The organism is Aeromonas sp. 30P (genome assembly GCF_051919805.1).
In the GTDB taxonomy this organism is placed as follows: domain Bacteria; phylum Pseudomonadota; class Gammaproteobacteria; order Enterobacterales; family Aeromonadaceae; genus Aeromonas; species Aeromonas veronii.
The window spans coordinates 1,575,518-1,601,015 of the sequence record NZ_JBQBEA010000001.1; the positions used below are offsets into that span (position 1 = coordinate 1,575,518).

18 protein-coding genes, 1 tRNA gene and 2 pseudogenes are annotated in these 25,498 nt (G+C 61.3%); 16 read left to right on the forward strand and 5 right to left on the reverse strand.

Annotated features, from left to right (window positions below):
• Positions 1-14: 14 nt before the first annotated feature.
• Positions 15-99, reverse strand: a tRNA-Tyr gene (locus ACTG2B_RS07415).
• 124 nt (positions 100-223) lie between these two features.
• Between ACTG2B_RS07415 and ACTG2B_RS07420 the strand changes: the two genes are divergently transcribed.
• On the forward strand, positions 224-733 hold the full coding sequence (locus tag ACTG2B_RS07420; protein ID WP_157161075.1) for a VC2046/SO_2500 family protein: 510 nt from the start codon (positions 224-226) through the stop codon (positions 731-733).
• 112 nt (positions 734-845) lie between these two features.
• Here ACTG2B_RS07420 and hpf read toward each other — a convergent pair whose 3' ends face one another.
• Positions 846-1,184: a ribosome hibernation-promoting factor, HPF/YfiA family gene (hpf, locus tag ACTG2B_RS07425; protein WP_005334257.1), complete on the reverse strand. Its 339-nt coding sequence runs from the start codon at positions 1,182-1,184 to the stop codon at positions 846-848.
• Positions 1,185-1,552: 368 nt separating this feature from the next.
• Here hpf and ACTG2B_RS07430 point away from each other — a divergent pair, with 368 nt between their 5' ends.
• The 3 genes and pseudogenes from ACTG2B_RS07430 (at position 1,553) to ACTG2B_RS07440 (ending at position 7,231) form a co-directional block, all read left to right on the forward strand.
• Entirely contained in the window at positions 1,553-4,057 is a 2,505-nt protein-coding gene (locus ACTG2B_RS07430; RefSeq protein WP_429200956.1) for a putative bifunctional diguanylate cyclase/phosphodiesterase, read from the forward strand.
• A gap of 99 nt (positions 4,058-4,156) precedes the next feature.
• Positions 4,157-6,057: pseudogene (locus ACTG2B_RS07435) on the forward strand (transglycosylase SLT domain-containing protein).
• Between the two features lie 177 nt (positions 6,058-6,234).
• Positions 6,235-7,231, forward strand: a pseudogene (locus ACTG2B_RS07440) (LacI family DNA-binding transcriptional regulator).
• A 77-nt stretch (positions 7,232-7,308) separates the two neighbouring features.
• On the opposite strand, the gene ACTG2B_RS07445 reads toward ACTG2B_RS07440, so the two are convergent.
• On the reverse strand, positions 7,309-8,373 hold the full coding sequence (locus tag ACTG2B_RS07445) for a 3-deoxy-7-phosphoheptulonate synthase (protein ID WP_429200954.1): 1,065 nt from the start codon (positions 8,371-8,373) through the stop codon (positions 7,309-7,311).
• 126 nt (positions 8,374-8,499) lie between these two features.
• Positions 8,500-10,452: a TonB-dependent receptor domain-containing protein gene (locus ACTG2B_RS07450; RefSeq protein ID WP_158109616.1), complete on the reverse strand. Its 1,953-nt coding sequence runs from the start codon at positions 10,450-10,452 to the stop codon at positions 8,500-8,502.
• A 266-nt stretch (positions 10,453-10,718) separates the two neighbouring features.
• Here ACTG2B_RS07450 and ACTG2B_RS07455 point away from each other — a divergent pair, with 266 nt between their 5' ends.
• From ACTG2B_RS07455 to ACTG2B_RS07505, 11 genes are all read left to right on the forward strand, one after another.
• Positions 10,719-11,867, forward strand: coding sequence for an isochorismate synthase (locus ACTG2B_RS07455; protein ID WP_439995458.1), 1,149 nt, complete (start codon positions 10,719-10,721; stop codon positions 11,865-11,867).
• On the forward strand, positions 11,864-13,516 hold the full coding sequence (locus ACTG2B_RS07460; RefSeq protein ID WP_439995459.1) for a (2,3-dihydroxybenzoyl)adenylate synthase: 1,653 nt from the start codon (positions 11,864-11,866) through the stop codon (positions 13,514-13,516). The genes ACTG2B_RS07455 and ACTG2B_RS07460 overlap by 4 nt, the downstream gene beginning before the upstream one ends.
• Positions 13,513-14,445 (forward strand): isochorismatase family protein, encoded by a 933-nt coding sequence (locus ACTG2B_RS07465; protein ID WP_439995460.1) that lies wholly within the window; start codon positions 13,513-13,515, stop codon positions 14,443-14,445. Before ACTG2B_RS07460 ends, ACTG2B_RS07465 begins: the two co-directional genes overlap by 4 nt.
• A complete protein-coding gene (gene dhbA, locus ACTG2B_RS07470; RefSeq protein WP_439995461.1) occupies positions 14,442-15,209 on the forward strand; it encodes a 2,3-dihydro-2,3-dihydroxybenzoate dehydrogenase in 768 nt (255 codons plus the stop codon). Before ACTG2B_RS07465 ends, dhbA begins: the two co-directional genes overlap by 4 nt.
• A 125-nt stretch (positions 15,210-15,334) precedes the next feature.
• A complete protein-coding gene (locus tag ACTG2B_RS07475) occupies positions 15,335-19,324 on the forward strand; it encodes an amino acid adenylation domain-containing protein (RefSeq protein WP_429200942.1) in 3,990 nt (1,329 codons plus the stop codon).
• The gene (locus ACTG2B_RS07480) at positions 19,321-20,190 is read left to right on the forward strand and encodes a hypothetical protein (protein ID WP_346212640.1); all 870 of its coding nucleotides are present in this window, start codon (positions 19,321-19,323) and stop codon (positions 20,188-20,190) included. Before ACTG2B_RS07475 ends, ACTG2B_RS07480 begins: the two co-directional genes overlap by 4 nt.
• 269 nt (positions 20,191-20,459) lie before the next feature.
• Entirely contained in the window at positions 20,460-21,548 is a 1,089-nt protein-coding gene (gene pdhA / locus ACTG2B_RS07485; protein ID WP_429200940.1) for a pyruvate dehydrogenase (acetyl-transferring) E1 component subunit alpha, read from the forward strand.
• Complete coding sequence (locus tag ACTG2B_RS07490) at positions 21,541-22,527, forward strand: alpha-ketoacid dehydrogenase subunit beta (protein ID WP_374845606.1); 987 nt, start codon at positions 21,541-21,543, stop codon at positions 22,525-22,527. The genes pdhA and ACTG2B_RS07490 overlap by 8 nt, the downstream gene beginning before the upstream one ends.
• Entirely contained in the window at positions 22,524-23,624 is a 1,101-nt protein-coding gene (locus ACTG2B_RS07495; RefSeq protein ID WP_005359484.1) for a dihydrolipoamide acetyltransferase family protein, read from the forward strand. Before ACTG2B_RS07490 ends, ACTG2B_RS07495 begins: the two co-directional genes overlap by 4 nt.
• Before the next feature lie 208 nt (positions 23,625-23,832).
• Positions 23,833-24,042: a cold-shock protein gene (locus ACTG2B_RS07500; protein ID WP_005302803.1), complete on the forward strand. Its 210-nt coding sequence runs from the start codon at positions 23,833-23,835 to the stop codon at positions 24,040-24,042.
• Between the two features lie 90 nt (positions 24,043-24,132).
• Positions 24,133-24,438 carry a hypothetical protein gene (locus ACTG2B_RS07505; RefSeq protein WP_129504319.1) on the forward strand — a complete coding sequence of 102 codons (306 nt, stop codon included), beginning with the start codon at positions 24,133-24,135 and terminating at the stop codon, positions 24,436-24,438.
• Here ACTG2B_RS07505 and ACTG2B_RS07510 read toward each other — a convergent pair.
• Complete coding sequence (locus ACTG2B_RS07510) at positions 24,425-24,673, reverse strand: TIGR02647 family protein (protein WP_005334209.1); 249 nt, start codon at positions 24,671-24,673, stop codon at positions 24,425-24,427. The two genes, ACTG2B_RS07505 and ACTG2B_RS07510, sit on opposite strands and share 14 nt — an antisense overlap.
• Before the next feature lie 244 nt (positions 24,674-24,917).
• Between ACTG2B_RS07510 and ACTG2B_RS07515 the strand changes: the two genes are divergently transcribed.
• Entirely contained in the window at positions 24,918-25,466 is a 549-nt protein-coding gene (locus ACTG2B_RS07515) for a hypothetical protein (RefSeq protein WP_236376379.1), read from the forward strand.
• Positions 25,467-25,498: the final 32 nt, after the last annotated feature.

Genomic DNA, 25,498 nt, shown 5'->3' on the forward strand with positions numbered 1-25,498 from the left:
TGTCGCACTTGAAATGGTGGAGGGAGAAGGATTCGAACCTTCGAAGGCAGAGCCGTCAGATTTACAGTCTGATCCCTTTGGCCGCTCGGGAACCCCTCCACAAGTGCGAGGCGCATACTAACAGATCTTCCGGTTTTGTGAACCCCCAAGCAGGATTTTTCCATTAAAAGAATTGGATTTGTGGCCGATAACCAGTGAAATCGCCATTTTCGAGAGTTATCTCATGCTGCCCAGTTCAATCCGTAATCACCTGCTCGTCGATGAGGGCCAGTTGGGGCAGCGCCTCAACCGTGACCTGCAGCATGGGGATCGGGCGGATTTCCGGTTGCATCTGGCCCTGCTGACCGACGCGGTGGAGGAGCAGCCCTGGTTTGATGCCAAACCGGCGGCCACTCCCCAGAGCCGTGACTGGCGTCTGCACTTTGCGCTGAGACCGGCAGAGGTGCTGGTGGCTGAAGGGGCGGGGAGTGACTGCAGTGCCATCAATGAGCGGTTGCAGCAAGGGGGAAGCATGGTGGATGTACGGCTCTGGCTGGTGCTGCAAACACCGCCGCTGGCGGTCAAACAGCCGCTGCTGGATGAGGCTGTCTACGACAACCTGTCACCGCTGGCGCGGGAGCGGTTGCAAGGAAAGCTGGCCGATATGCCACGCCAGGAGGATCCGCTGGTATTGCTGCCGATCCTCGACCGTTTGCAACAAGGAGTGGATACCCGGTTGCACTGGCTCAGTTGATGATGCCGGTTTACTGACGTAATGCTGTGCTTGTGGGGTAAATCACAGGCAACAAAAAGGCGGGTAACCCCGCCTCTATGCTCTTTAGAATTTTTAGCTTTGCGGCATGCTATCAAGCGTCAGCTTCATCCGGTTGCGGCTGCTCTTTGAGCGCAGCATTGGCACGACGGGCAATCGGCTTTTCGGTATGACGGTTGAGTTGGCGCTCCAGTTTTTGCCCCAGTTCGTTGATGGCGGCGTAGAGATCCTCATGCTCTGCCTGGGCAAACAGTTTGCCGTTGGGGATGCCAGCACTGGCTTCGACAGTGAACATCAGACGCTCTTTGGAAACAATCACATGGGGTGTGATGAGAGGCACCTGAAGACGTTCGAGCTTTTCAAAACGGGATTCGATGCGCTCGCGGATAGCCGGGGTGATGTCGATGATTTTGCTGGTAATTTCGATTTTCATATTGGCCCCCTTCGGGTCGTCTTGCTTGTGTCTTCACCTTCAGATTACTCATTGGTAAAGATTGAAATGTGATCCATGTCACATAACCTTCCCTTGGCTATTCAGCAACTTATAAATTGTGATCTTTTCCGGTTTCGTGCCAAAAACAGCTTGAGCTCCATGAAACTGGCAGGCAGTATGACGGGAATAGGATCGTTTCTGTCCCTTCTTGGCAGCACTTCGTGTCGACCTCATGTCCGGTTTCCACTGCTTGATATCGCATGTTTGTACTCTTCCCTCGCAACCTCTGATCTGATGAGCGGATGCTGGGGGCGTTGCTATGCCTGATTGGACATCAAACGTGGTTGGTTGTTGTGTTGGAGTGGTAAATGAAGCAGCAGGCCACGCAAGTCATGTGGTTTTTCGATCGGCAACATGATCAGTGGAGTCTCTCTGATCAGGGGGCCTACCAGCAGTGGCAAGGGGAGGGCAATCATCCCTGGGCCGCTCGCCTGTTACCAGAAGATGAAGCAGGCTTTGCCGATTTTCTTGTCCGGCTTCATGAATCACATCTGCCTGAACAGTTCATCGGTCATCTGAAAGATGATCAGGGGCAGCTCAACCATGTGCTCTGGAGTGGCCAGTTTGTGCCCACCCAGCAGATCTGCTGTGGCTGGCTGGCCCCTCTTGATACCGCCAACAGTGCGGTCTCCTCTCTCAATCTCTCTTTGCCGTTGCTGCAAACCACCCTGCTCACCCAGTTGGCGCAGGCGCTCTCTGCCCGCACCGGGCTCGATTTCTTCAATACCCTGGTCAGCCAGCTGGCCCATATCCTCAAGGTGGATGCGGTCTGGGTGGGTGAGTTGTGCGGTGCCGACCGGGTCAAAGTGCTGGCCGCCGACGGGCTGGCGCAGAAGGACTATCCGCTGGCGGGCTCCCCCTGTCAGGAGCTCTACAAGCAGGGGGCCATCTGTTTCGAGGTGATCGACGAGTCGCAGGAGTATCAACCCTGGCTGGCGGCCGGGCAGACTTATTATGGTAAGCCGCTGTTTGATGCCAGAGGCCAACTTCTGGGCCATCTGGCGCTGCTCTATTCGGCTCCGGCAGATACCAGCAACCTCACCTCGGTGCTCAATACCTTTTCGGTACGGATGGTGGCCGAGCTGGAGCGCCTGCAATCCGATGCCCAGATGCGCCTCTCTGCCGTTGCATTCGAGACCCACGAAGGGATCATCATTACGGATCCGGGGTTCAAGATCCTGCGGGTCAACAATGCCTTCAGCCAGATCACCGGCTTTGACAGCCAGTCGGTGCTGGGCCTGCATCTGGAAGAGGATCTCTGGCCCAATCTGGGTGGGCTCGGCTACGAGCTCAATACCCTCAGCCGCTGGCAGGGGGAGACCCAGCGTCGCCATGTCGATGGTCACACCTATCCCCAGTGGGAGATAGTGACGCCGGTGCAGGATGAGAAGGGGGTGATCAGCCACTTTGTCATCTGCTTCGAGGATATCTCCGAGCGCAAGGCGGCCGAGCGGCGCATCCAGGATCTCGCCTATTACGACGAGCTGACCGGATTGCCCAATCGCCGTCAGCTCCACGAGACTCTGGTGCAGACCTTCAACGAGGCGACCCGCGATGGCTTGATTGGCGCGCTGCTCTTTATCGATCTCGATCACTTCAAGACCATCAACGACTCCCTCGGCCACGCCACCGGTGACTGGCTGCTCAAGGAGGTCGCCGCCCGTCTCAAACGGTTGGTGCGACAGGGGGATTGTCTGGCCCGCCTCGGTGGTGACGAGTTTGTGTTGCTGTTGCCATCGCTCTCGGCCAGCCCGCCCCAGGCGGAGATGCAGGCCGATATCATTGCCGAACGGCTTATCACCGAGATTGCCGCTCCTTATACCTATGTGGGGCAAGTGCTGCACATCGGCGCTAGTGTCGGCATTACCCTGTTTCCGGATCGGGAGCAGGGGGTCGATGATCTGCTCAAGCAGGCAGACACCGCCATGTATCAGGCCAAGTCCGCTGGTCGCAAGACCCGTCGCTTCTTCGATGCCTCGATGCAGCAGCAGGCGGATCGCCGTCTGCTCATTCACAACGAATTGCGTAACGCCCTCAGCCAGCAAGAGCTGACCCTCTACTATCAGCCTCAGCATATGGTCGATGGCGGCGATATCATTGGTGTCGAGGCGCTCATTCGCTGGCAGCCGGCCGGTCGCTCGCTGGTCTCGCCGGCAGAATTTATCCCCATCGCCGAGGAGACGGACCTGATTGTCGATATCGGCAACTGGGTGCTGCACGAGGCGTGCGCCCAGTATGTGCTGTGGGAGGAGAACGGCATCCACATTCCGCAGATCTCGGTCAACGTCAGTGCCAAGCAGTTCCATGCCACCGATTTTGTCGAGCGGATCCACGATGTGTTGGCGCAAACCGGCATGGATCCGGCCTGCCTCAATCTGGAGATCACCGAGTCCGTGGTGCTGGGTCATGCCGAGGACACCATCAGCAAGATGACCGAGCTCAAGGAGCTCGGCATCAGCTTTGCCATCGACGATTTTGGCGCCGGTTACTCCTCCCTGAGCTACCTCAAGCGGCTACCTGCCGATGAGCTCAAGATCGACCGCTCCTTCATTCAGGACATCCCGAAAGATGGCGACAACATGGCCATCGTCGAGGCGGTGATCGCCATGGCCCGCCATATGGGCTTTAACGTCACGGCGGAAGGAGTGGAGTCCCGTCAGCAACTGGAGTTTCTCAAGGCGCAGGGGTGCAGTTTCTATCAGGGCTATCTCGCCTCCAAGCCGCTGCCGGTGCCCTATCTGGAGAAATATGTACGGCGGCTGACCAGACCGGAGCAACTGCGTGAAATGCAGCTGAGCGAGTCAGAAAAATAGTCCCTGCTCCCCGCTGTAGCGCTGCTCGGCAACGGGTAGAATGAGAGGCAGTAGACCCACCGCCACCGGGCGGTGTATTGCCCTCAATGGAGATGTTCAGTGAAAGCTGTATGGGGAATTGTTTTGTCGGCGCTGTTTGTGCCGACCCTGATGGCGCAGACTGCCGACCAGACGCTCTACCGTCAGGCGTATGACGCCGTACGGGCCAATGATCAGGCCCGTTTCCAGCAAATTCGTGCCCGTTTGACCCATTACCCCCTGCTCCCTTACCTCGATTACTATCAGCTCGCCTTTCGTCCGGGGGCGGCGGATTACAACGATGTGACCCGCTTTATCCGCCAGCATGGGATACTCCCCAGTCCAACCGGCTGGAGCGCAGCTATCTGACCTATCTGGCCCAGAGCCAGCAGTGGTCGCAGTTCCTGCGCTTCTATCCGGCCAAGCCGAGCTCCACCGATCTGCTCTGCATGCACTATCAGGCGCTCTATTACACCGGCAAGCCGAAAGAGGCGTTGCAGGGGGCGGGCAAGATCTGGATGAGTGGTCAATCGCGCCCCGATGCCTGCTCACCGCTGTTCCAGCTGTGGCAGGCATCCGGTCAGCGTACCCAGGAGAAGATCTGGCAGCGGATGACGCTGGCGTTCGAGGCGGAAAATCCCAATCTGATCCGCCACCTTGGCGCGACCCTGGGTAGTGGCTTGCAGAGCTATGGCGATCAGATGGTGACCCTGTTCGAGCAGCCAGCCAAGGCGATGAACCCGGCCTATTTCAGCAGCAATCCCTATTCCCGCAAGCTGCTTTCCCTCGGCTTGACCCGCTATGCCAATCAGGAGCCGGAGTCGGTGCTGCGCCAGCTTGCGCTGTTTCGCAGCCGTTTCGGCCTGACCCAGGCCGAGGTGAAACCGGTAGAGCGTGCCATTGCCCGCCGCCTGCTGCTGGATCGCTCCATTGCCCAGCGCAGCTGGGTCGACAGCACGGTGAAAAAGCTGGCGGATCCCGACATTACCGAGCTGCGGGCGCGACTGGCCATCTGGGAGCAGGATTGGCGTGGCCTCTCCGGCTGGGTGAAGATGATGCCGATGGCCCGTCAGAAAGAGGATCGCTGGCGCTACTGGATGGCGCGCTCCCTTGAAGTGCAGGGGCAGCAAAAACCGGCGCGGGATCTCTATCTGGAGACCGCCAACCTGCGCGGTTTCTACGGCTTTATGGCCGCCCAGCGCACCGGGGTGCCTTATCGCATCAAGAACCAGAGCGTCAAGCATGTACCGGACTGGCGCACGGCCAGTCAGCGCTGGCCCTTCCTGTTGCGGGTGCGCGAATTGCTGTCGATGAACGAGATTGCGGCGGCCCGTTCGGAGTGGATCCACAACATGGATCGCAATCCGGTGGCCCAGCGCATCGAGTTTGGTCATATCGCCCTCAATCAGGGCTGGCACGAGCTGGCCATTCTCGCCAGCATTCGCGCCGAAGCGTGGGATGCCCTCGACCTGCGCTTCCCGCTGCCGCTCAAACGCACCTTCTCCCAGATGGCGCAAGAGCGCACCATGAACACCAGTTTGCTCTACGCCATCTCTCGTCAGGAGAGTGCTCTCTATCCGCTGGCCCAGTCGCCGGTGGGGGCGCGCGGTCTGATGCAGCTGATGCCTGCCACCGCCAAAGAGACCGCAGGCAAGCTGGGGGTGCCCTATCGCAACGAGCAGCAACTGTTTGATCCGACGATGAATATTCGTCTGGGGAGCGCCTATCTCAAGCGTTTGCTGGATGTTTATGACGGCAACCGGATCCTGGCGGCGGCCGCCTACAACGCCGGGCCGGGACGGGTAAAACGCTGGCGAGAGCAGAGTGACAACAAGCCGATGGACGTGTGGGTCGAGAGCATCCCCTACAAGGAGACCCGCAACTACGTGCAAAACGTGTTGTCGTTCGATCTCATCTATCAGCACAAGCTGCAGCAGCCGCTGCGCTTCATGTCAGAGCGGGAGCTCAATCACGCCTATTGAGTCGGGGGCCGCCAGCCGGCCCCTGTTTTCAAATTTCCCTGCTGCCGGGTATCATCGGGTAAGGTTTTGTTACCAAAGGAAACATGCCTGGTGACCTGGCTCCGGGAATTGCATCAGGCCGCAGGGTATACTCGGGCGTCGGCACCGACAGGTTCCCCCACAATAAAGGAATGGATAGTGGCAACGATTAAAGACGTTTCTCAGCTGGCAAATGTGTCTATCTCCACCGTGTCGCGGGTTATCAACAACACGGCACAGGTAGCACCGGAAAAGCGTGAGGCCGTACTGGCGGCCATGAAGGAACTGAATTTTCGACCCAACAGTTTTGCCCAGGCACTGGTCAGCACGTTCCAACTGCATTGGCGTGCTGGTTGGCGACCTCTGCGGCGGCCCCTTCTTTGCCCAGATGATGCGTGGCATCGAAACCATGGTCGATCAGGCCAACAAGTTCACCATCGTCATGTCTGGCAACCACGATATCGCGCGCGAGCGTCACGCCATTCAGGCGCTGCTGCAGCGCCAGTGCGATGCGCTGATCCTCCACAGCAAGGCGCTTCCGGACGAGGAGCTGAGCGAGCTGGCGGCAGGCTCTACCCCCATCGTGTTCATCAACCGTCAGGTGCCGGGCGCTGAAGATCGCTGCGTCTGGCTCGATAACCAGGCGGGGATCACCACCGCGTGCCAGCACTTGCTGGATGCCGGTCATCGCAACATCGCCTTTATCACCTCCGATGATGAAGAGTTTGTCGATGGTCAGCAGCGGATGGCCGGTTACACCCAGACCTTGGCCAGAGCCGGGATCGCCTTTGATCCTGCTCTCGTCAGCCGTGCCTATGCCGACGAAAATGGCGGCTATGTGGCGATGAGTGAACTGCTGGCCCGTGGTGTCGAGTTCACGGCCGTGCTCGGTTTCAACGACGGTATGGTGGCCGGCGCCATCTCTTGCCTGCTGGAGCGGGGTTACAAGATCCCGCAGCAGGTGTCGGTGGTGGGGTTCGACGATATCCCCTACGCCCGCTACATCTATCCCAAGCTCACCACGGTGCGCTACCCCATCGAGGAGATGGGCAGCCGCGCTGCCGAGCTGGCGCTGCGCCTGCTCGATCACAAGCCGGTGGACGGCTTGGCGCTCAAGTTTGAAGCCCAGCTGGTGGAGCGTGAGTCAGTCGCCTGACGAGTGTCAAACAGCGAACAACAAGGTGGCCCCATCGGGGCCACACTCTTTTCTGCGTTATCTGAATAATCCGCTATTTATCCCGCCAGGGCGACCCGCTGCTGACGGCGCGCCTCAACCCCTTCTGCCACCATATCGAGCAGTTGCCTTGTCTGTTCCCAGCCGATGCAGCTATCGGTGATCGACTGGCCGTAGCGCAGCGGTTTGCTGCCAATCTCCTGACGCCCTTCGCAGATAAAACTTTCCACCATGATGGCGGCGATGGCATGGCTACCAGCACCCAGCTGGTCGGCAATGTCACGGGCAACCAGCAGCTGGCGGGCATGTTGTTTCTGGCTGTTGCCGTGGCTGCAATCGATCATCAGCCGGGGTGACAGATGATGTTGGCGCAGCAAGTCGCCAGCCTCTGCCACATGACAGCTCTGATAGTTGGGCTGCCGGCCACCGCGCAGGATCAGGTGGCAGTCGGGGTTGCCATGGCTGCGCACCAGTGCCAGCTGGCCATCACCGGAAGGCTGGGTATAGAGGTGGGCCGCCCGGCTGGCGAGGATCGCCTCTACCGCGATCCGGATATTGCCATCGGTGCCGTTTTTAAAGCCGATGGGGCAGGGAAGGGCCGAGGCCAGCTGGCGGTGGAGCTGGGATTCGGTGGTGCGAGCGCCAATGGCACCCCAGCTGATGAGATCCCCCAGATAGAGCATGCTGGTGAGATCGAGAAATTCGGTGGCACAGGCGAGCCCTTCCTGTCCAAGGGCCAGAAGTAACTCCCGGGCCTGGGATAGGCCCTTTTCCAGTCGATCGCTGCCATCGAGGTCGGGATCGAAGATAAATCCTTTCCAGCCGAGCGTCGTGCGCGGCTTTTCGAAATAGGTGCGCATCACCAGTTGCAGCTGCTCCCCGTATTGGCCCTGCAGTTCAGCGAGCCGGCCACCATAGTCGCGGGCGGCTGCCGGATCGTGAATGGAGCAGGGGCCGATCACCAGCAGCAGGCGATCATCCTCTCCCTGCAGAATATGGCGGGCTTGCTGGCGGCTGCGAGCGATCTGGCGAGCGAGCCGTGCCGGACAGGGTTTGGCCTTTAACATCTCGTCAGGGGTGGGCAGGGTGGCAAGGGGTGAAGCATTCAGAAGTGAGGTGAACATGAGCGATCCTGATGACAAATGGAAATCTGCATGCTCTTTGCTGTCCAGTGGGGATCTTCCCCTTATTCTCTTGGTTAACAGAGCGCGGGCATGGGCCCGCGCTCTGTTATATCGGCCTTGGCTACCTTAGAAGCGGGCTGAGCCGCTGACGTAGTAGCTGCGACCCGGTTCGACGTTCTGGAAGACAGTATCTTTCTCTTGCAGGCGCACGTCGGTCAGGTTGTTGATCCCCAGTCGCAGGTCAAAGTTCTCGGTGACCTTGAAGCCGGTGCCGAGATCGAAGGTCTGATAGCTGGGCAGCTTGTGCAGTACGACAACCTTGTTGACGGTCTGCTCGGCAAACTGGGTGCCGGTGTAGGTGGTGCCGACAAAGGCATTGACCCGCTCGGTGGCCTGCCAGGTGATCTTGGCGTTGGCCTTGTGCTCAGGCCGCTCGGGCAGAGCCTGACCCTGATCGCCTTCCGCCTTGAGGTAGGTGTAGTTGGCGCCAAGGTTGATATCGTCGGTCAGATCGAGCTTGCCGGTCAGCTCCAGCCCCTTGGTGGTGGCCTTCTCCAGGTTGTACCAGGTGCGGTCAGTGGAGTTCGGCAACTGCTTGAAGGTGAGCATGTCGTCGATGTCGGAGTAAAACAGGGTGGCGCTGGTCTCCCAGATCCCTTCTCCTGCGATAACGCCCAGCTCGTAGTTGGTGCTGGTTTCCGGCTTGACCTTGTCGCTGCCATAGATGCGGCAGCTGCCGCCGCAGCTCTCGATGCTGTAACCGTTGGAGTACTGGTGCGGCGCCGGTGCCTTGAAGGCCTGGCTGACACCGCCTTTCACTGTCACCACATCGTTCATCTCATAGACCAGATAGCCGCGCGGGGTGAAGTGGCTGCCGTAGATCTCGTGGTGATCGTAACGGCCGCCCAGCGTGAAGGTCAGGCTGTCGGTCAGGCCAATTTCATCCTGAGCAAACAGCGCCTCCTGAGAGTGACTCTCTTTGCCGCCGATATCCTTGTAGCTCACCGCATCCACCAGCTCCCGATCCAGATATTCACCGCCCAGGGTCAGGTAGTGGTTGGCCAGCGCCAGGTTGGTGTAGCCCTTGAGGGTCAAGGTGTTCTCTTCCAGTTCGCGCTGCTGCGGGGCCGAGTAGCTGGTGTTGAAGTCATCGATCTGGGAGCTTTCATAGTTGGCCATGACGGTGGTGTCACCCCAGCTCCAGTTCCCCTTGTGGGTCAGACCAAACAGGTTGCGATCGTTTTGCTGCTGGCGGCTGTGCACCTTGTTGCCGGTTTTGCGGAAGATATCGAGAGGCCGCTCATCCTGGTTGTAGAGGTAATCCAGCTCGAAGCGTTGTTGCTCATCCACCAGCCAGCTCAGGGTAGAGGCGAAGTTGCGGGTCTGCTTGGCTTCGATAAGGGGGATACCGTCAGCGGCTTCGGTGGGGGTCCAGGCTTGACGGTCATACACCTCGCCGTTCATCCGGATCAGCAGGTTGTCGGTCAGCGGGCCGGTAAAGCCCAGGTTGGTTCTGTGCTGATCGCCGCCATCCTTGCCCTCGATGGCCTTGAAGTCGGCATCGGCCGCCCCTTGCCAGGTTTTGCCCGGCTGCTTGGTGATGATGTTGATGACACCACCGATGGCATCGGAGCCGTAAAGTGCCGACATGGGGCCACGGATCACCTCGACCCGCTGGATCATGCCAAGGGGCACGGGAGTGTTGTCGAAGTTGCCGCCGCGCCACAGGGCATTGGAGGAGGAGAGGCGTTTGCCATCCACCAGCACCAGGGTGTACTTGCCGGACATACCGCGAATGCCGATATCGCTGCGGCCATTGGTGTCAGCTTCAGCCTGAATGCCCACTTCGTGGCGCAGCAGGTCGGCAAGATCATTGACGGGCGCGGCGGCGATCTGTTCGGCCGTGATGACAGAGATAGAAGCTGGTGCCGAGCGGGTATTGTGCGCCGTGGTGGTGACGGTGATCACTTCATCGGCTTGAGGGGCGTTGCTGGCGGCGATCGCTTGCTGGGTCAGCAGAGTGACGATGGTGGTGGCCAGCAGGCTGGGAGCAATAAAACGGGAGGTTGAGGATTTCATTATTTACATCTTCCATAACATTCAAATGATAAGCGTTATCATTATCAAGTTGAATTTGCTTCGATCGCAACTCTTTTTTATCGGTGATGTTCGGTTTCGTTCGCCCCTCTCTTTTGACTAAAAAGAAGTTAATGAAATTGATTCTCATTTTTATTGATCGTTTTTTCACTCCTTGTTAGGATGCCGCTCACCCTGCGATGCGGTGAGTCAAATGACTCACTTTTTGTCGTTTCAGGTAGTGATTCATTCCAAGGAGTAGCACCGTCATGTGTGACCATGCACTGGAAGGAGAGTGGCCCGCCACTGCGGCCGGGCTGGATAAAGTGTGCTGTTTTGCCAGCGGTGACAGGGTACTGGTCGCTTCCGGTATCCACGACAGTTTTACCGGCATCCCACCGGAAAAACTGCTCGCCCATCTGCGTCAGTTGCGCCAGCAGGGGATGGTCAATCCCATCGCCATCGGCGCCATCCCGTTTGATACCCAATCCCCCTGGCATCTGGTGATCCCGGCGCAATCGCAGTGGGTCGCAAGGGATGCCCTGTTACCCGCCCGCTGTTGCCAGCTCCATGGTGAGGTGAGTGAAGTGACCGGCGCTGCCCACTATCAGGGGGCGGTGCGGGCGGCGCTGCAGCAGTTCAGCGAGGGGCAGCTTGAGAAGGTGGTGCTGTCGCGCGCCATCGACGTGCAGAGCGCAGAGCAGACCTCACCTGCACACGCCTTTGGCTCTCTGCTGGCCCAGAATCCGGGCGCCTATGTGTTCCAGATCCCGCTGCCGGAGGGAGAGACCCTGCTTGGCGCGAGCCCCGAGCTGCTGGTATCGCGCAGCGAGATGGCGGTGGTGAGCAATCCGTTGGCGGGCTCCCGTCCGCGCCACGCTTTTTCCGATCAACAGGCGGCCAGTGCCGAACTGCTAGGGGCGCAGAAGGATCGCTATGAACATGCGCTGGTGGCCGATGCGGTCGCCGCCGCCCTCGCTCCCTTCTGCCGCGAGCTGGACGTCCCTCTGGAGCCGCAGGTGATCGCCACTCCGACCATGTGGCACCTCTCGACCCGCATCGCCGGACGGCTCCATGAGCCCTCTCCCGTGCTGGCTCTGGCGCTGGCGCTGCACCCGACACCGGCGGTGTGCGGCACGCCGCTCTCGGCAGCGCGTCAGGCCATCGCCCGGCTTGAGGGGTACGATCGCCGCTTCTACTGCGGCGCCGTTGGTTGGATGGATGCCGACGGCAATGGCGAGTGGGTAGTCACCATTCGCTGTGGCGTGCTGGCTGGCAGACAGCTGCGGCTCTATGCCGGCGCCGGGGTGGTGGTGGGCTCCTCGCCGGAAGCAGAGTGGCAGGAGACCGCCGCCAAACTCGGCACCATGCTGCGGGCGTTTGGCCTCGAGAGCCGGGAGCCGGAGGTAACTGCATGAAGCCGTTGGTGCCCTTTACCCCCTGGCCCGCCGAGCTGGCGGCCCACTACCGGGCGCAAGGGTGGTGGCGCGGGCAACCGCTCACCGCCCTGCTCGATGACTCTGCCGAACGTTATCCCGAGCGCACGGCCCTGATCTGCGGCGAGCGCACCCTCAGTTATGGCCAGTTAAAACGTGAGGTCGATGCGCTGGCGGCGCGGCTGGCAGTGCGCGGGTTGGGTCATGGCGATACCGCGCTGGTTCAGTTGCCCAACTGCGCCGAGTTCTATATCTGCTGGTTTGCCCTGATCCGCTGCGGAGTGGTGGCTGTGCACGCACTTTATAGCCATCAGCGGCGCGAGCTGGTGGCCTTTGCCCGCCAGATTGAGCCCGCCTTGCTGGTACTCAGCCCCTCTCACCCCGGCTTTGCCGGTGAAGGGGGAAGCCTCGCGGCCCTTGATGAGTGGGTATCGCCTTCCTGTCAGACACTGCTGTTCGAGCCAGCAGAAGGGGGCGATCTTCAGTCAGGATTTGCATGGCGTCAGTCTGAAACCGTGGCTCGTGCAGATGGTTCTGTGCAGGTGACTGCTGCGCCAACTCCTGCACCGACTCCGGCCGATCAGGTCGCCTTTTTCCAGCTCTCCGGCGGCAGCACCGGCACCCCCAAACTGATCCCCCGTACCCACGATGACTATGGCTATAGCGTGCGCCAGAGCGTGGCGGTGTGCGGTTGGGATGAGCGGGTGATCTATCTCTGCGCCCTGCCGGCGCCCCACAACTTTCCCCTGAGCTCCCCCGGGGCACTCGGAGTGTTTTATGCCGGTGGCTGCCTGGTGCTGGCAAAGGATCCCTCTGCGGCAACCTGTCTGCCGCTGGTGCAGCGCCATCAGATCAACTGGGCGGCGCTGGTGCCACCGGCTCTGGCGCTCTGGCTGGAGGCTGCCAGTCACTATCCGCAGACCTCTCTGGAGTGTGTGCAGGTGGGAGGTGCGCGCCTCAGCCCGGCTCACGCCGAGGCGGTGGCGAGCCGCCTTGGCTGCCGCTTGCAGCAGGTGTTCGGCATGGCTGAGGGGCTGGTCAACTACACCCGCATCGAGGATGACCAGTGGCACATCGTCAATACCCAGGGCCGTCCGATGAGCCCGGGCGACGAGGTGGAGGTGCGAGGCAGCGACGGGCGCCCCTTGCCTGTTGGTGAGTGTGGCGAGCTCTGGACGTGTGGCCCCTACACCTTTCGCGGCTACTTCAAGGCAGATGCCCACAATCAGCGGGCTTTTGATCGGGACGGTTTCTACTGCACCGGCGATCTGGTCTGCCGCTTGCCCGGCGGCCATTTGATGGTGGTGGGACGCAACAAGGATCAGATCAACCGGGGCGGGGAGAAGATCGACGCTCTCGAGATTGAAGAGCTGTTGCTGACCCACCCGGAGGTGCGGCAGGCAGCGCTGGTCGCCATGCCTGATCCCATGCTCGGGGAGCGCAGCTGCGCCTTTCTGATGTGCCGCGAGCCCCTCAATCTGCCCCGCTTGCGCCGTTTCCTGCGTGAGCAGGGGGTGGCCGATTACAAACTGCCTGATCGCCTGGTGCTGGTGGAGCAACTGCCCCACACCCCGGTCGGCAAGATAGACAAACAGACGCTGCGCGAGCAGCTCGCCAAGGAGTGTGCATGACCATTCAATCCCTCGCCGCCTATCCGCTGCCCACCGCTGAGGAGCTGCCCAGCGGGCGGGTGAACTGGCCTTTCGAACCGGGCCGCGCCGCCTTGCTGGTCCACGATATGCAGCACTATTTCGTCGACTTCTACGGGCTGGACAATCCGCTGATCAATCAGGTCATCGACCATATAGCTGCCCTGATCCGTCAAGCGCGAGCCCTCGGTATGCCGGTGGTCTATACCGCCCAGCCCGCCGAGCAGAGCCAAGCAGATCGGGCGCTGCTCAATGACATGTGGGGGCCCGGATTGACCCGGGCGCCAGAGCGTCAACCGATCATTCCTGCGCTGGCCCCCGAGCCGCAGGATACGGTGCTGACCAAGTGGCGCTACAGCGCTTTTTGCCGCTCACCGCTGGCCGAGCTGATGGCCGAATGGGGGCGGGATCAGCTGGTGATCTGTGGCATCTACGGCCATATCGGGGTGATGCAGACGGCGGTCGATGCCTTTATGCGCGATATCCGCCCCTTCCTGGTGGCTGATGCCATCGCCGACTTCTCCCGCGAGGATCATCTGCTGGCGCTCTCCTATGTCAGCCGCAATGCCGGTCGGGTGATTACCGTGGCCGAGGTGATGGCGGCCAGCAAACGCCCTCTGACTCGCGAGTCACTGCGTGATCTGGTGTTGGCGCGGCTGCCCGCCGAGATGCAGCAGGAGCAGCCCACCGAGGATGACAACCTGCTCGACTACGGTCTCGACTCGCTGGCTGTGATGGGGCTGGTGGAGGAGTGGCGTCAGCAGGGGCTGGTGGTGGAGCTGGCCGAGCTGGCCCGCACGCCGACCCTGGCCCATTGGTGGGCGCTCCTCTCCCGTCAGCTGAATGTCAGTCAGGCCACGGCTTATCAGGCCAACGAAGATCACGTCAGCGAACCGGAGTGCACCCCATGAGCGAGTGGCAAGGCAGAACCGTCTGGGTGACCGGTGCGGCGCAGGGAATTGGCCATGCGGTGGCGCGCACCTTTGCCGAGGCGGGGGCCAGCGTGGTGGCGCTCGATCTGCAACTGGCCGAGGCGCTGCCCGGCAACGTGAAGGGAGTGGTGATCGATGTGAGCGACAGCGAGGCCGTGACCCGCTGCTGCGAACAGCTGCTGGACGAGGGGCTGGGGCCCGATGTGCTGGTCAATGTCGCTGGCGTACTGGCGACCGGCAGGCTCGATGAGGTGGATGACGCCCTCTTGCAGCGCACCTTCGCCATCAACACTTTCGCCCCTTTCTACCTGATGCGGGCCCTGACCCCCTGGTTTCAGGGGCGGCGCAGGGGCGCTATCGTCAATGTCTCCTCCAATGCCGGTCGGGTACCGCGAGTGGGGATGGGCATCTATGGCGCCTCCAAGGCGGCGCTGACCAGCCTCACCCAAACGGCGGGGTTGGAGCTTGCCCCCTATGGGGTGCGCTGCAATCTGGTGTCGCCGGGCTCGACCCGTACCCCGATGCTGTACGGCATGTGGCAGGAGGGGGAGGCGGCGCAGCAGGAAGGAGAGCTGCGTACCATCGCGGGCCTGCCCGGGCAGTTCAAGCTGGGGATCCCTCTTGGCAAGCTCGGGACACCCGACGAGGTGGCTGCTTGCGTGCTGTTTCTCGCCTCCGATGCCGCCAGCCATATCACCCTGCAGGATCTGGTGGTCGATGGCGGTGCCACTCTGGGGGTCTAGCCCGCGCGCTGCCGGTCTGGCAGGCGTGACACTCTTTTTATGGAGGAGGCCTTGCCTCCTCGCTTTTCAGCCATGCGGGCAGGAGCAACTCACTGCCCGCTTGATGTTTGCGCAAGGACATTTCCATGGAACAGACAATGGCGATGCGCGCCACCCATCAGCGTGGGGAGCCGCCGCGCTGGTCGCTTACCACCGCTCAGGCGGGCATCTGGTTTGCCCAGCAAAAATATCCGCAGAGCCCCGCCTGCAATACCGGCGAGTACTGGCTGCTGGAGGGGGCGCTGGCTCCCCATCACTTCACCCGCGCGGTGCGCCAGACTATCGACGAGATCCCCGGTCTGCACTGCGCCTTTGTGGCTACTGCCGATGGCCCGCAGATGGTGGCCAACCCCGCTTGCTGGCAGCTGGCAGAGCGGGATCTGCGCAGCGAAGCCGACCCGCTCGCCGCTGCGCAGGCCGAGATGCGTGCGCAGTTGGCCGTCCCCTTCAATCTGGCCGGGGGGCCGCTGTTTGCCACTACGCTCTATCGCCTTGGCGAGGGGCGGTGGGCCTGGTTTATCGCCGTGCACCATATCGCCATCGACGGCTTTGGCCTGAGCCTGCTCTGCCAGCGGGTGACAAATTGGTATGAGGCGCTCTGTGCCGGCGAGCAGCCTGCCCCCTGTCGTTATGCGACCCAGCAGGAGTTGCTGGCCGAGGAGGCGGCCTATCAGGATTCGCCGCGCGCCGCGCGGGATCGCGATTTCTTCGTGCAGCAGTTGGCCGGGGTGGAGAATCCTGCGTCGCTCTCCCGCCGTCCGGCGCAAGGGCCGGGCTCCACATATCGTCTTGAGCAGCGGCTAGTGGGCCGCCAGTGGCAGGCATTGGTGGCACGGGCGAGTCGTTCGGCCTGTCACCCCTACAGCCTGCTGCTGGCGGCGGTGGCCAGCTATGTGCAGCGGATGAGCGGCGCTGGCGAGGTGGTGCTGGGTATTCCGCTGATGGGGCGGCTGGGCTCAGCGGCGGCCGATACCCCCTGCATGAAGGTCAATGTGGTGCCCCTGCGCGTCGAGCTGAGCGGCACCAGCCGGGTAGGGGAGTTGCTGGCACAGGTCGAGCGGCAATTTGCCGCCCTGCGCCGTCATCAGGGCTGCCGTCAGGAGTGGTTGCAACAGCGTCAGCCGGGCCAGCTGCTGTTTGGCCCTCAGGTCAATTTGATGCCCTTTGCCCGCACCCTCAGCGTTGGTGAAGGGCACAACCAAGTTCGTGGCGAGGTGCAGGTGCTGGCGGCGGGGCCGGTGGAGGAGTGCGCCTTCTACTTTGCCGAGGAGGCAGGCGCGATGACCCTGACCCTCGAAGCACATCAGGGGCGCTTCTGCCATCAGGAGAGCGAACGTCATCTGGCCCGACTGCTGGCCTATCTGGCCGCCTGGAGTGAGGCGGATGACGAGGCCCTGGCGGTGCGTTTGCCGCTGTTGCTGCCCTGCGAGCAGGCTGAGCTGGCGCGCTGGAACCAGACCGACCATCTGTTGCCGACTACCACCCTGAGCGCACTGCTGGCCGAAGGGCTGGCGGCGGCAGATCAGAGCGCCATCGCGCTGGAGTGTGGCGCCGAGAGCTGGAGTGTGGCCGAGTTGCGCCAGCGCACCCGCCAGCTGGCCAGCTATCTGGCGGGGAGGGGCGTGGGCCCCGGTTGTCGGGTGGCGGTGGTGATCCCGCGCTCTCCCGAGCTTATCCTCGCCCAGCAGGCCATCATGGCGGTGGGTGCCGTTTATGTGCCCGTTGACCCGGACTATCCGGCGGAGCGGATCGGCTACATTCTCGCCAGCAGCGATCCTGCGCTGGTGCTGACCAGTCGCACCTTGCGGATGCCGCTCGATGTGGTCGCGCCACTTGTCTGCCTCGATGCCCCCGGTGTGGCAGAGCAGCTGGCGACGATAGACGTGGTGGCGACAGAACCTTGTGATCTGCCAGCCCCCAAACCGGAAGATGCGGCCTATATCATCTACACCTCAGGTTCGACCGGTCGGCCCAAAGGGGTGGTGGTGAGCCACGGTGCCATCGTCAACCGGCTGCTCTGGATGCAGCACATGTATCCCATCGGCCCGGCGGATCGGGTGCTGCAAAAGACCCCGGCCGGTTTCGATGTCTCCATCTGGGAGTTTTTCTGGCCCTTTATGACCGGGGCGCGGCTGGTGCTCGCCAAACCGGGCGGCCACAAGGATCCCGCCTACCTTGCCGAGCTGATTGAGCTGGCGGGGATCACCACCTTGCACTTTGTCCCCTCCATGCTGCAGGTCTTCGTCGCACAAGCCGAACCTGCGCGTTGCCGCGCCCTGCGGCAGGTCTTCTGCTCCGGCGAGGCGCTGCCCGCGGATCTGGTGCAGCGCTGGTATGGGGCATTTTCAGCCCCCCTGCACAACCTCTATGGCCCGACCGAGGCTGCGGTGGATGTCACCTGGTATCCCTGCCGGGCAGACGAGGCGGTGACCAGCGTGCCCATCGGCTATCCGGTCTGGAATACCTGTATCCACATTCTCGACCCCTGGTTGCAGCCGGTGCCGCCCGGTGTGGCGGGGGAGCTCTGGATCGGCGGCGTGCAGGTGGCGGAGGGCTACTTTGGCCAGCCCGAGCTCACCGCCGAGCGCTTTATTGCCAACCCCTTCGGCGCGGGACGGCTCTATCGCAGCGGCGATCTGGCCGCCTGGCGCGAGGATGGCGCCATCGAGTATCTGGGGCGCCTCGATTTTCAGGTGAAGATCCGTGGCCAGCGTATCGAACTGGAGGAGATCGAGCAGGTGCTGCTGCGCCATCCCCGAGTGGCGCAGGCGGTAGTGTTGGCCCCCGAATTTGCTCCCGGCGATCGCCGTCTGGTGGCCTACGTGGTGGCCGCAGATAGCAGCGAGTTGACGCTGGCCGAGTTGGTACCCACCCTTGGCGCAGCCTTGCCTGACTACATGGTGCCGGGGCTCCTGGTAAACCTGGCCGAACTGCCGCTTACCCCCAATGGCAAGCTGGATCGCAAGGGGCTGCCGCTGCCCGATATGGCGTCGGCGGTGGGTCAGTCACTGCCGAAAAACCTGCAGGAGGAGCGGCTCTGTCGCCTCTTCGCCGAGATACTGGGGCTGGTGCGAGTCGGCGCCGACGATAACTTCTTTGCCCTCGGCGGCCACTCCCTGCTGGCGGCGCAACTGGTGGTGCGCATTGAAGAGTCGCTCGGACAGGCTCTCACTCTGGCCAGTCTGTTCGAAGCGCCGAGCCCCGCCCAGCTGGCGCGTCGTCTTGGCGGCGAGCGGGAGGCCATGCCCATGCTGTTGCCCCTGCGGGCGCCCGGTGTGCAGGCGGGTACATCGGGTCCCACTCTCTTTTGCGTCCACCCCGCCGGCGGGCTCGGCTGGTGTTATGCGCCGCTGGTGCCCCATCTGCCGACCGACATGGCGGTCTATGCCCTGCAGGCGCGTGCGCTCTGTCAGCCCGATGCCCCGCTGCCCGCCAGTTTCGACGAGCTGGCGCTCGATTATGTGACCGAGCTGCGTCGTCAGCAGAGTGAGGGGCCCTACTGGCTGCTCGGCTGGTCGCTCGGGGGCATGCTGGTGCACCGGATGGCCGCCATGCTGCAAGAACAGGGACAAGAGGTGGCCATGGTGCTGCTGCTCGACGCCTACCCCTGCCTGCAGTGGCAGACCCAGCAGCTGCCCGACGAGCAGCGGATGCTCGATGCGCTGCTGCGAATGGGGGGGATTGCGGTTGCGGACGATGCGCTCGATTCCCTTACTCGTGACGAGGTGGTGGCCCGACTGGGGGCAGAGGGGAGTGCGCTGGCCATGCTCGACGAGCAGGTGGTGAGCGCCATGATTGAGCTGGTGGGCCACAACAACCGGCTGATCCGTCAGCCGGTCGACTACTGCTACCACGGGGAGGTGATCTTTATCGAGGCGTCAGCTTCTCGCCAGCCCTGGCTGGATGGGCGCGGCTGGGAGTCGCTGACAAAAGGGGATATCCGCTATGAGTGCTTCCCCTGCCTGCATCAGGAGATGGTGCATCCCGACTGGTTGGCGAAGATCGGCGCCCTTATTGGTGAGCGGGTCGATGGGGTCGGGCAGCAACCGTACATCCGGCAGGAGGGGGACGCATGACCCCGGTTGCCGCTATCAGGGAAGCTTTGCAGGTGGGCAAACTGGTGGGGCTGGGGGAGCCGCACTGGCACCCGGATTTTATCCGGCGCCAGCACGCCTGGCTGTGTGATCCGGCGCTCTGGGGAATCATGACCGATCTGGTGCTGGAGTGCGGCAACCGCCGCCATCAGGGCTTGCTCGATGCCTGGCTGGCGGGGGAGGAGAGCTGGCAGGGGGAGCCGCTGACGCTGGCACGGCTCTATCCGGTCTGGCTCGACTCTTGCGCCTTTCCCGCCTGGATGGCCCCCGAGTTTCCGGCCCTCTTTGCCGCCCTGCGCCAGAGCAATCTGGCTCGCCCCGAACATGTGCGGCTGCGGGTGCATCTCTGCGAGCCTTCATTCGAGTGGCAAGAGTTGACTCCGGAGCGATGGCAGCAGCACAACAGGGGGCGGGATCAGGCGCTGGCCGACTATCTTCTTGCACTTCCCGCCCGCGGCGTGGTGGTGCTGGCGGGGGCGCGTCATCTGCTCAAAGCCGCAGGAGATCCCCACTTTGCGCAGCCGACGCTGGGCCAGTTGCTGGAGGCCGCACGGCCGGGTTGGTTGCATGTCCTTCACCCCTGGCCAATGGCTGATGGAAAGGGAGATGAGGAAGAGGAGCGGGTGTGCGAGCTGGCCGGGATCGCGACTGCCGACCTCTATCCTCACTGGCCGGCGCATCCGCCGCTGGAGACCCTCATCGATCGGTTGGTGCGCGTGACTGACCGGGGACGGGAGATGCGAATTTGCCCGACCTTGCTGGCCGAGCCCTGGCGCAGCCACTTGCTAAGCCGCGTTCACTTGCTGCCAGTTGGCATGGCCAGCCAGCTGCAACACTGGCTGGCGTAACTGCTGGTTGGAGTAACGGCTGACTGAAGTAACTCAATGGGGGAGCAAGGCTCCCCTTTTTCACATTTGGCATCCTGCGTTCAGTGCTGCAAAGTTGCACCATTTACGGCATACCTTGCCACTCATCGCCGAAAATTCAGCTCCTTCGCTACTTTAAAGAAATTTCTACTGGTCTTACCTGAGTAAATCCCTTTGCTTTTTATTTAACAAGGTATTTACATCTAGGTGTCACCAGCATCGGTGACGCTCACAACGGCAAGGAGCCAGTTATGACCCATGTCGACATCCCTTTCCTTCGTTACCTCGATGCGGAAGGGTGCCCGGTCGCAACCTTACCGACCTGGCTGGACAAGGCGATACTGCACACCTTCTATCGCAATATGGTGATGGTGCGCAGCTATGACAAAAAAGCGATTGCGCTGCAACGAACCGGCAAACTCGGTACTTTTCCCTCCCATCTCGGCGCAGAAGCCGTGGGGATTGGCATTGGTCTGGCCATGCAGCCGCAGGATGTCTACGTCCCCTACTATCGGGACATGCCCACCCTCTATGTGCGGGGCGTGCCGATGGAGAAAAACCTGCAATATTGGGGTGGGGACGAGCGGGGCAGTTATTTTCTCAAACCCGATGGGACTCCCTCTGAAGATCTCCCCATCTGCGTCCCCATCGCCACCCAGATCACCCACGCCTGCGGTATTGCCTCGGCTTTCAAACTGCGTAATCAACCGCGCGTTGCCGTGGTCACCATCGGCGACGGCGGCACCTCCAAGGGGGATTTTCTGGAGGGGCTCAACTGCGCCGGTGTCTGGCACCTGCCGATGGTCATCATCGTCAACAACAACCAGTGGGCTATCTCGGTGCCGCGCAAGCTGCAATCGAGCGCCCCAACGCTGGCCCAGAAAGGGATTGGTGCCGGGGTGCGCAGCCTGCAGGTGGATGGCAACGATGTGGTGGCGGTCTACGATGCCGCGCGCATTGCCGTCGAACGGGCCCGCAGCGGCAAGGGGCCGACCCTGATCGAGGCGGTCAGTTATCGCCTCGGCGATCACACTACGGCCGACGATGCCACTCGCTATCGCGACGGGGCCGAGGTCGAGGCCGCCTGGGCGAAAGAGCCGGTCAAGCGGCTGCGCCAGTTTATGCACAACAAAGGCTGGTGGGATGAAGAGCAGGAGCAGCGCCTGCTGGCGGAGGCCACCCGAGAGGTAGAGCAGGCGGTCGCCCACTATGAGGCGATGGCGCCCCAGCCGCCGGAGGCGATGCTCGATTATCACTACGCCAGCCTGCCCGCCGAACTCTTGCCCCAGCGCGAGCGAGTGATTGCCAAGGGGGTGAAGCAGGAGGTTGGCCATGAGTGAGATCAGTTTGCTGGAAGCGGTCAACATGGCCCTTCACTACGAGATGGAGCACGACCCGGATGTGGTGGTACTGGGCGAGGATGTAGGGGTCAACGGCGGGGTGTTTCGCGCCACTGTGGGCCTGCGCGACAAGTTCGGTTTCAAGCGGGTGATCGACACGCCGCTGGCCGAGGGATTAATCGCCGGGGTGGCGGTCGGCATGGCCACTCAGGGGCTCAAGCCGGTGGCTGAGTTCCAGTTTCAGGGTTTCATCTTCCCCGGGATGGAGCAGATCATCTGTCAGGCGGCGCGGATGCGAAACCGCACTCGTGGCCGCCTCTCCTGTCCCCTTGTCTATCGCTCCCCGTATGGTGCTGGCATTCACTCGCCAGAACACCACAGCGAGAGTGTCGAGGCGCTGTTTGCCCATATTCCGGGGCTACGGGTAGTGATCCCCTCCAGCCCGAGGCGTGCTTATGGCCTGCTGCTCTCGGCCATCCGCGATCCGGATCCCGTGATGTTTTTCGAACCGGACCGCATCTATCGCTCGATGAAATCCGAGGTGGTGGATGACGGTGTCGGCCTGCCGCTGGATGTCTGCTTCACCCTGCGCCCGGGCCGGGATATCACGGTAGTGGCCTGGGGGGCCTGCATCCAGGAGGTGATGCGGGCGGCGAACCTGCTGGCCGAGCAGGATATCCAGTGCGAGGTGCTGGATCTGGCCACCATCAAGCCGCTGGATATGGAGACCATCCTCACCTCGGTGCGCAAGACCGGTCGCTTGCTGGTGGTACACGAGGCGTGTGGCAGCTTCGGGGTCGGGGCCGAAATTGTGGCGCGAGTGACCGAGCAGGCACTTCCCTGCCTCAAGGCGCCGCCCAAGCGGCTGACCGGCGTGGATGCCGCCGTCCCCTACTATCGCAACGAAGCGTATTACCTCATCACCGAGCAGGATATCGCCGATGCCGCTCACCAGCTGATGGAGAAACAGTGGCTATGAAATTTTTCAAATTACCGGATCTGGGTGAAGGGTTGGCCGAAGCCGAGATTGTCGAGTGGAAGGTGAGTGCCGGTGATACCGTTGCGGTCGATCAGGTGCTCTTGTCGGTGGAAACGGCCAAGGCGCTGGTGGATGTACCCTCTCCGGTAGCCGGGGTGATTGCCCGTCTCTGCGGCGCCGAGGGGGATATCCTCCATATCGGTGCGCCGCTGGTGGAGTTCGAGGGGGGCGAAGATGATGGCACCGTGGTGGGCAAGGTGAGCGCCCATCAGCAACATATCGAGGATCACTTCGTGGTGGGGGCCATTGCCCCGGGGGGATCGCTGGTGCAAGCCATGCCTGCCGTGCGCCTGCTGGCACAAAAACTGGGTCTGGATATCGAGCGGATCAAGGGGAGTGGCAGCGGCGGCATGGTGACCGAGCTGGATGTGCAGCAGGCATTTGAGGCCCAGCAGAGCAGTGGCAACGAATTCCTCAAAGGGTCGCGCAGGGCCATGGCCAAGGCGATGGAGCTCTCTCATCAGACTGTGGTGCCGGTCAGCATCACCGACGAGGTGGATTTGCGTCACTGGCGGCCTGATGAGGATGTGACGGTGCGCCTTATCAAGGCCATTGGCGTGGCGTGCCGCGCCGAGCCCTCGATGAATGCCTGGTTTGATGGTGACACCCTGTCACGGCGGCTGTTCAAAGAGGTCAATGTAGCCATCGCGGTGGATTCAAAGCATGGCCTCTATGTGCCGGTGATGGAGAACGTGGCCGAGCGGGAGGGGGCGGATATCCGGCAGGGACTGGATCGGATGATCGCCGATGTTAAGGCGCGCGCCGTGCCGCGCGAGATGTTGCAGGGGGCGACCATTACGCTCACCAACTTCGGCGCCATCGCTGGCCGTTATGCCAGCCCTATCGTCACGCCGCCGCAGGTGGCCATCATAGGGGCAGGCAAACTGTTCGAAAAAGTGGTGTTCATCCATGGTGAAGCGCGTCCCGTCAGGGCATTGCCGCTGTCGATGACATTTGACCACAGAGCCTGTACTGGCGGGGAGGCGGCTCGTTTTCTCAGAGCGCTGGTCGAAGCGTTGGAAGCGGCCACCTTATAACGGTTTGTGCCCTGCCGTTGGCAGGGCACAAATTTGTTTGCGTAATCTACAAAGCCACGTATAATCCAAACCAGCTTGAAAGGGCGATAGTTATGTCAATGAATACGATGTTTCACATCTTGTCCTGTTGTTCATAAGTTAATCCCGTTTTTTGAGCTTTACCCGCTGAAAAGCATAAGTAATTATTTTGAATACAGGTTTAAAAGATATGTCTAACATGATCACCGGTACCGTTAAGTTTTTCAACGAAACCAAAGGTTTTGGCTTCATCCAGCAAGAAAACGGCCCGGACGTTTTCGTTCACTTCAGCGCCATTCAAGGTAACGGTTTCCGTACCCTGGCTGAAGGTCAGCGCGTACAGTTCTCTGTGACCCAAGGTCAGAAAGGCCCGCAGGCTGAGAACGTAACCGCTCTGTAATTCTTACAGAATTTAAGAAAGCCGTGGTACCTCTGGTGCCACGGCTTTTTGTTTATATGGCTTCTGCTACTGACTTCCATGTGCTGAATCATGCTGCTATCGCTCCTGCTTGCTGCCACCTTGACTCCGACTTCCGATGCGCCGGTACCGGTTCAATCCGCGATGGAAGCGCAGATGATCTGCCAGCAATTTGTCCAGGTCCGGATGGGCACTGCACAGCAACCCGATGAGGTGAATGCGCGACTGGTGCCTGAAAGGGAGGGGGAGTGGCTGGTGGATGGCAAAGTAAAAGGACCCGAAGGTCCTTTGCTGTTTGCCTGTCATCTTCACCAAGGGGAGCGCTGGGAGCTACTCAACTTTTCACTCTGGGCACCACAGCCGGTCAAAGCGGTTTGAGTGCGACCAGCAGATGTTGCAGGTGTTCAACCATGGTCATGCCAAACGGGGTGAGATAGCCGCCATCTTCTGCGCTGATGAGCCCCTGTTGATGCAGACGGGCTGCCGCCTGGCACAACTCTTCAGACATATCGCTGCGTAATTTAATCCCCAGGCTCATGTTGGCCGGATCAAAGCATGCCAGTATTTTCAAATCGTTCACGAATTCGTTAGAAACCTGGTCGATCCCAATCATGGATTTACTCCTTACGCTAAAGATGTATGCAAACTAGCATCCCCAGATCCACTTTAGTGGGCGCTGGCTCAAATTATTGATCTTTGACTGGATGCTGCGTTTCAAATGCTGCTTTTTTCGGCGTAATCAGATGGTTGGCTGACAGCTTCGCCAAGGGCCGAGCCGGACCAAACGTGGTAGGATAGGGCACTTCTTTATATCGGACGGTCTATTGGTGGCTGTTCGCCCGTTCAAGGTATCGCTCATGGTCAAGATCACTCTGGTATCCCTGCTGCATTCACTTTGTGCCCGCTTTCCTGTCTACCCCGCTGCTTCGTTGACGTCACTGCTGGATGCCCATCAGGGCGAGGTGTGGTTGCCTGCACGCAAGGGGGCCGACATTGCACTGTTGCGCAAGCATGCCAAGGGGGCTCATGAGCTGGCGTCACTCGATGCGGGCTGGTGCGATTTTGCCGCCAGCGATAGCGGTGATACACCCGAGCTGGATGCACTGGCCAACTACGACAGCGAGATGATGGATAACCTGCTGATGTACTGGCACAGCGCCGCCAAGATCAACAGCCCGATCACCGATAACCTGTTCGAGCTGCGTCGCGAAGTGGTGGATGAAGCCCACGGGGTGAAACTTGCTGCCGCCTGGGAGCAACAGCAACAGCAGCGTTTTGAGCAGCTGATGGCGATGGCGGCCAATGGCCAGGATCTGCTCTGCTTTGTCGAAGTGGAGTCCGCCTACTGGCTGCGGCAAAAGCTGAGCGAGCAGCCTGATGTGGAGCTGATCACCCCTGCGCTGTAAAAGGGGCAATATGATGGCTGGCGGTCTCGCTA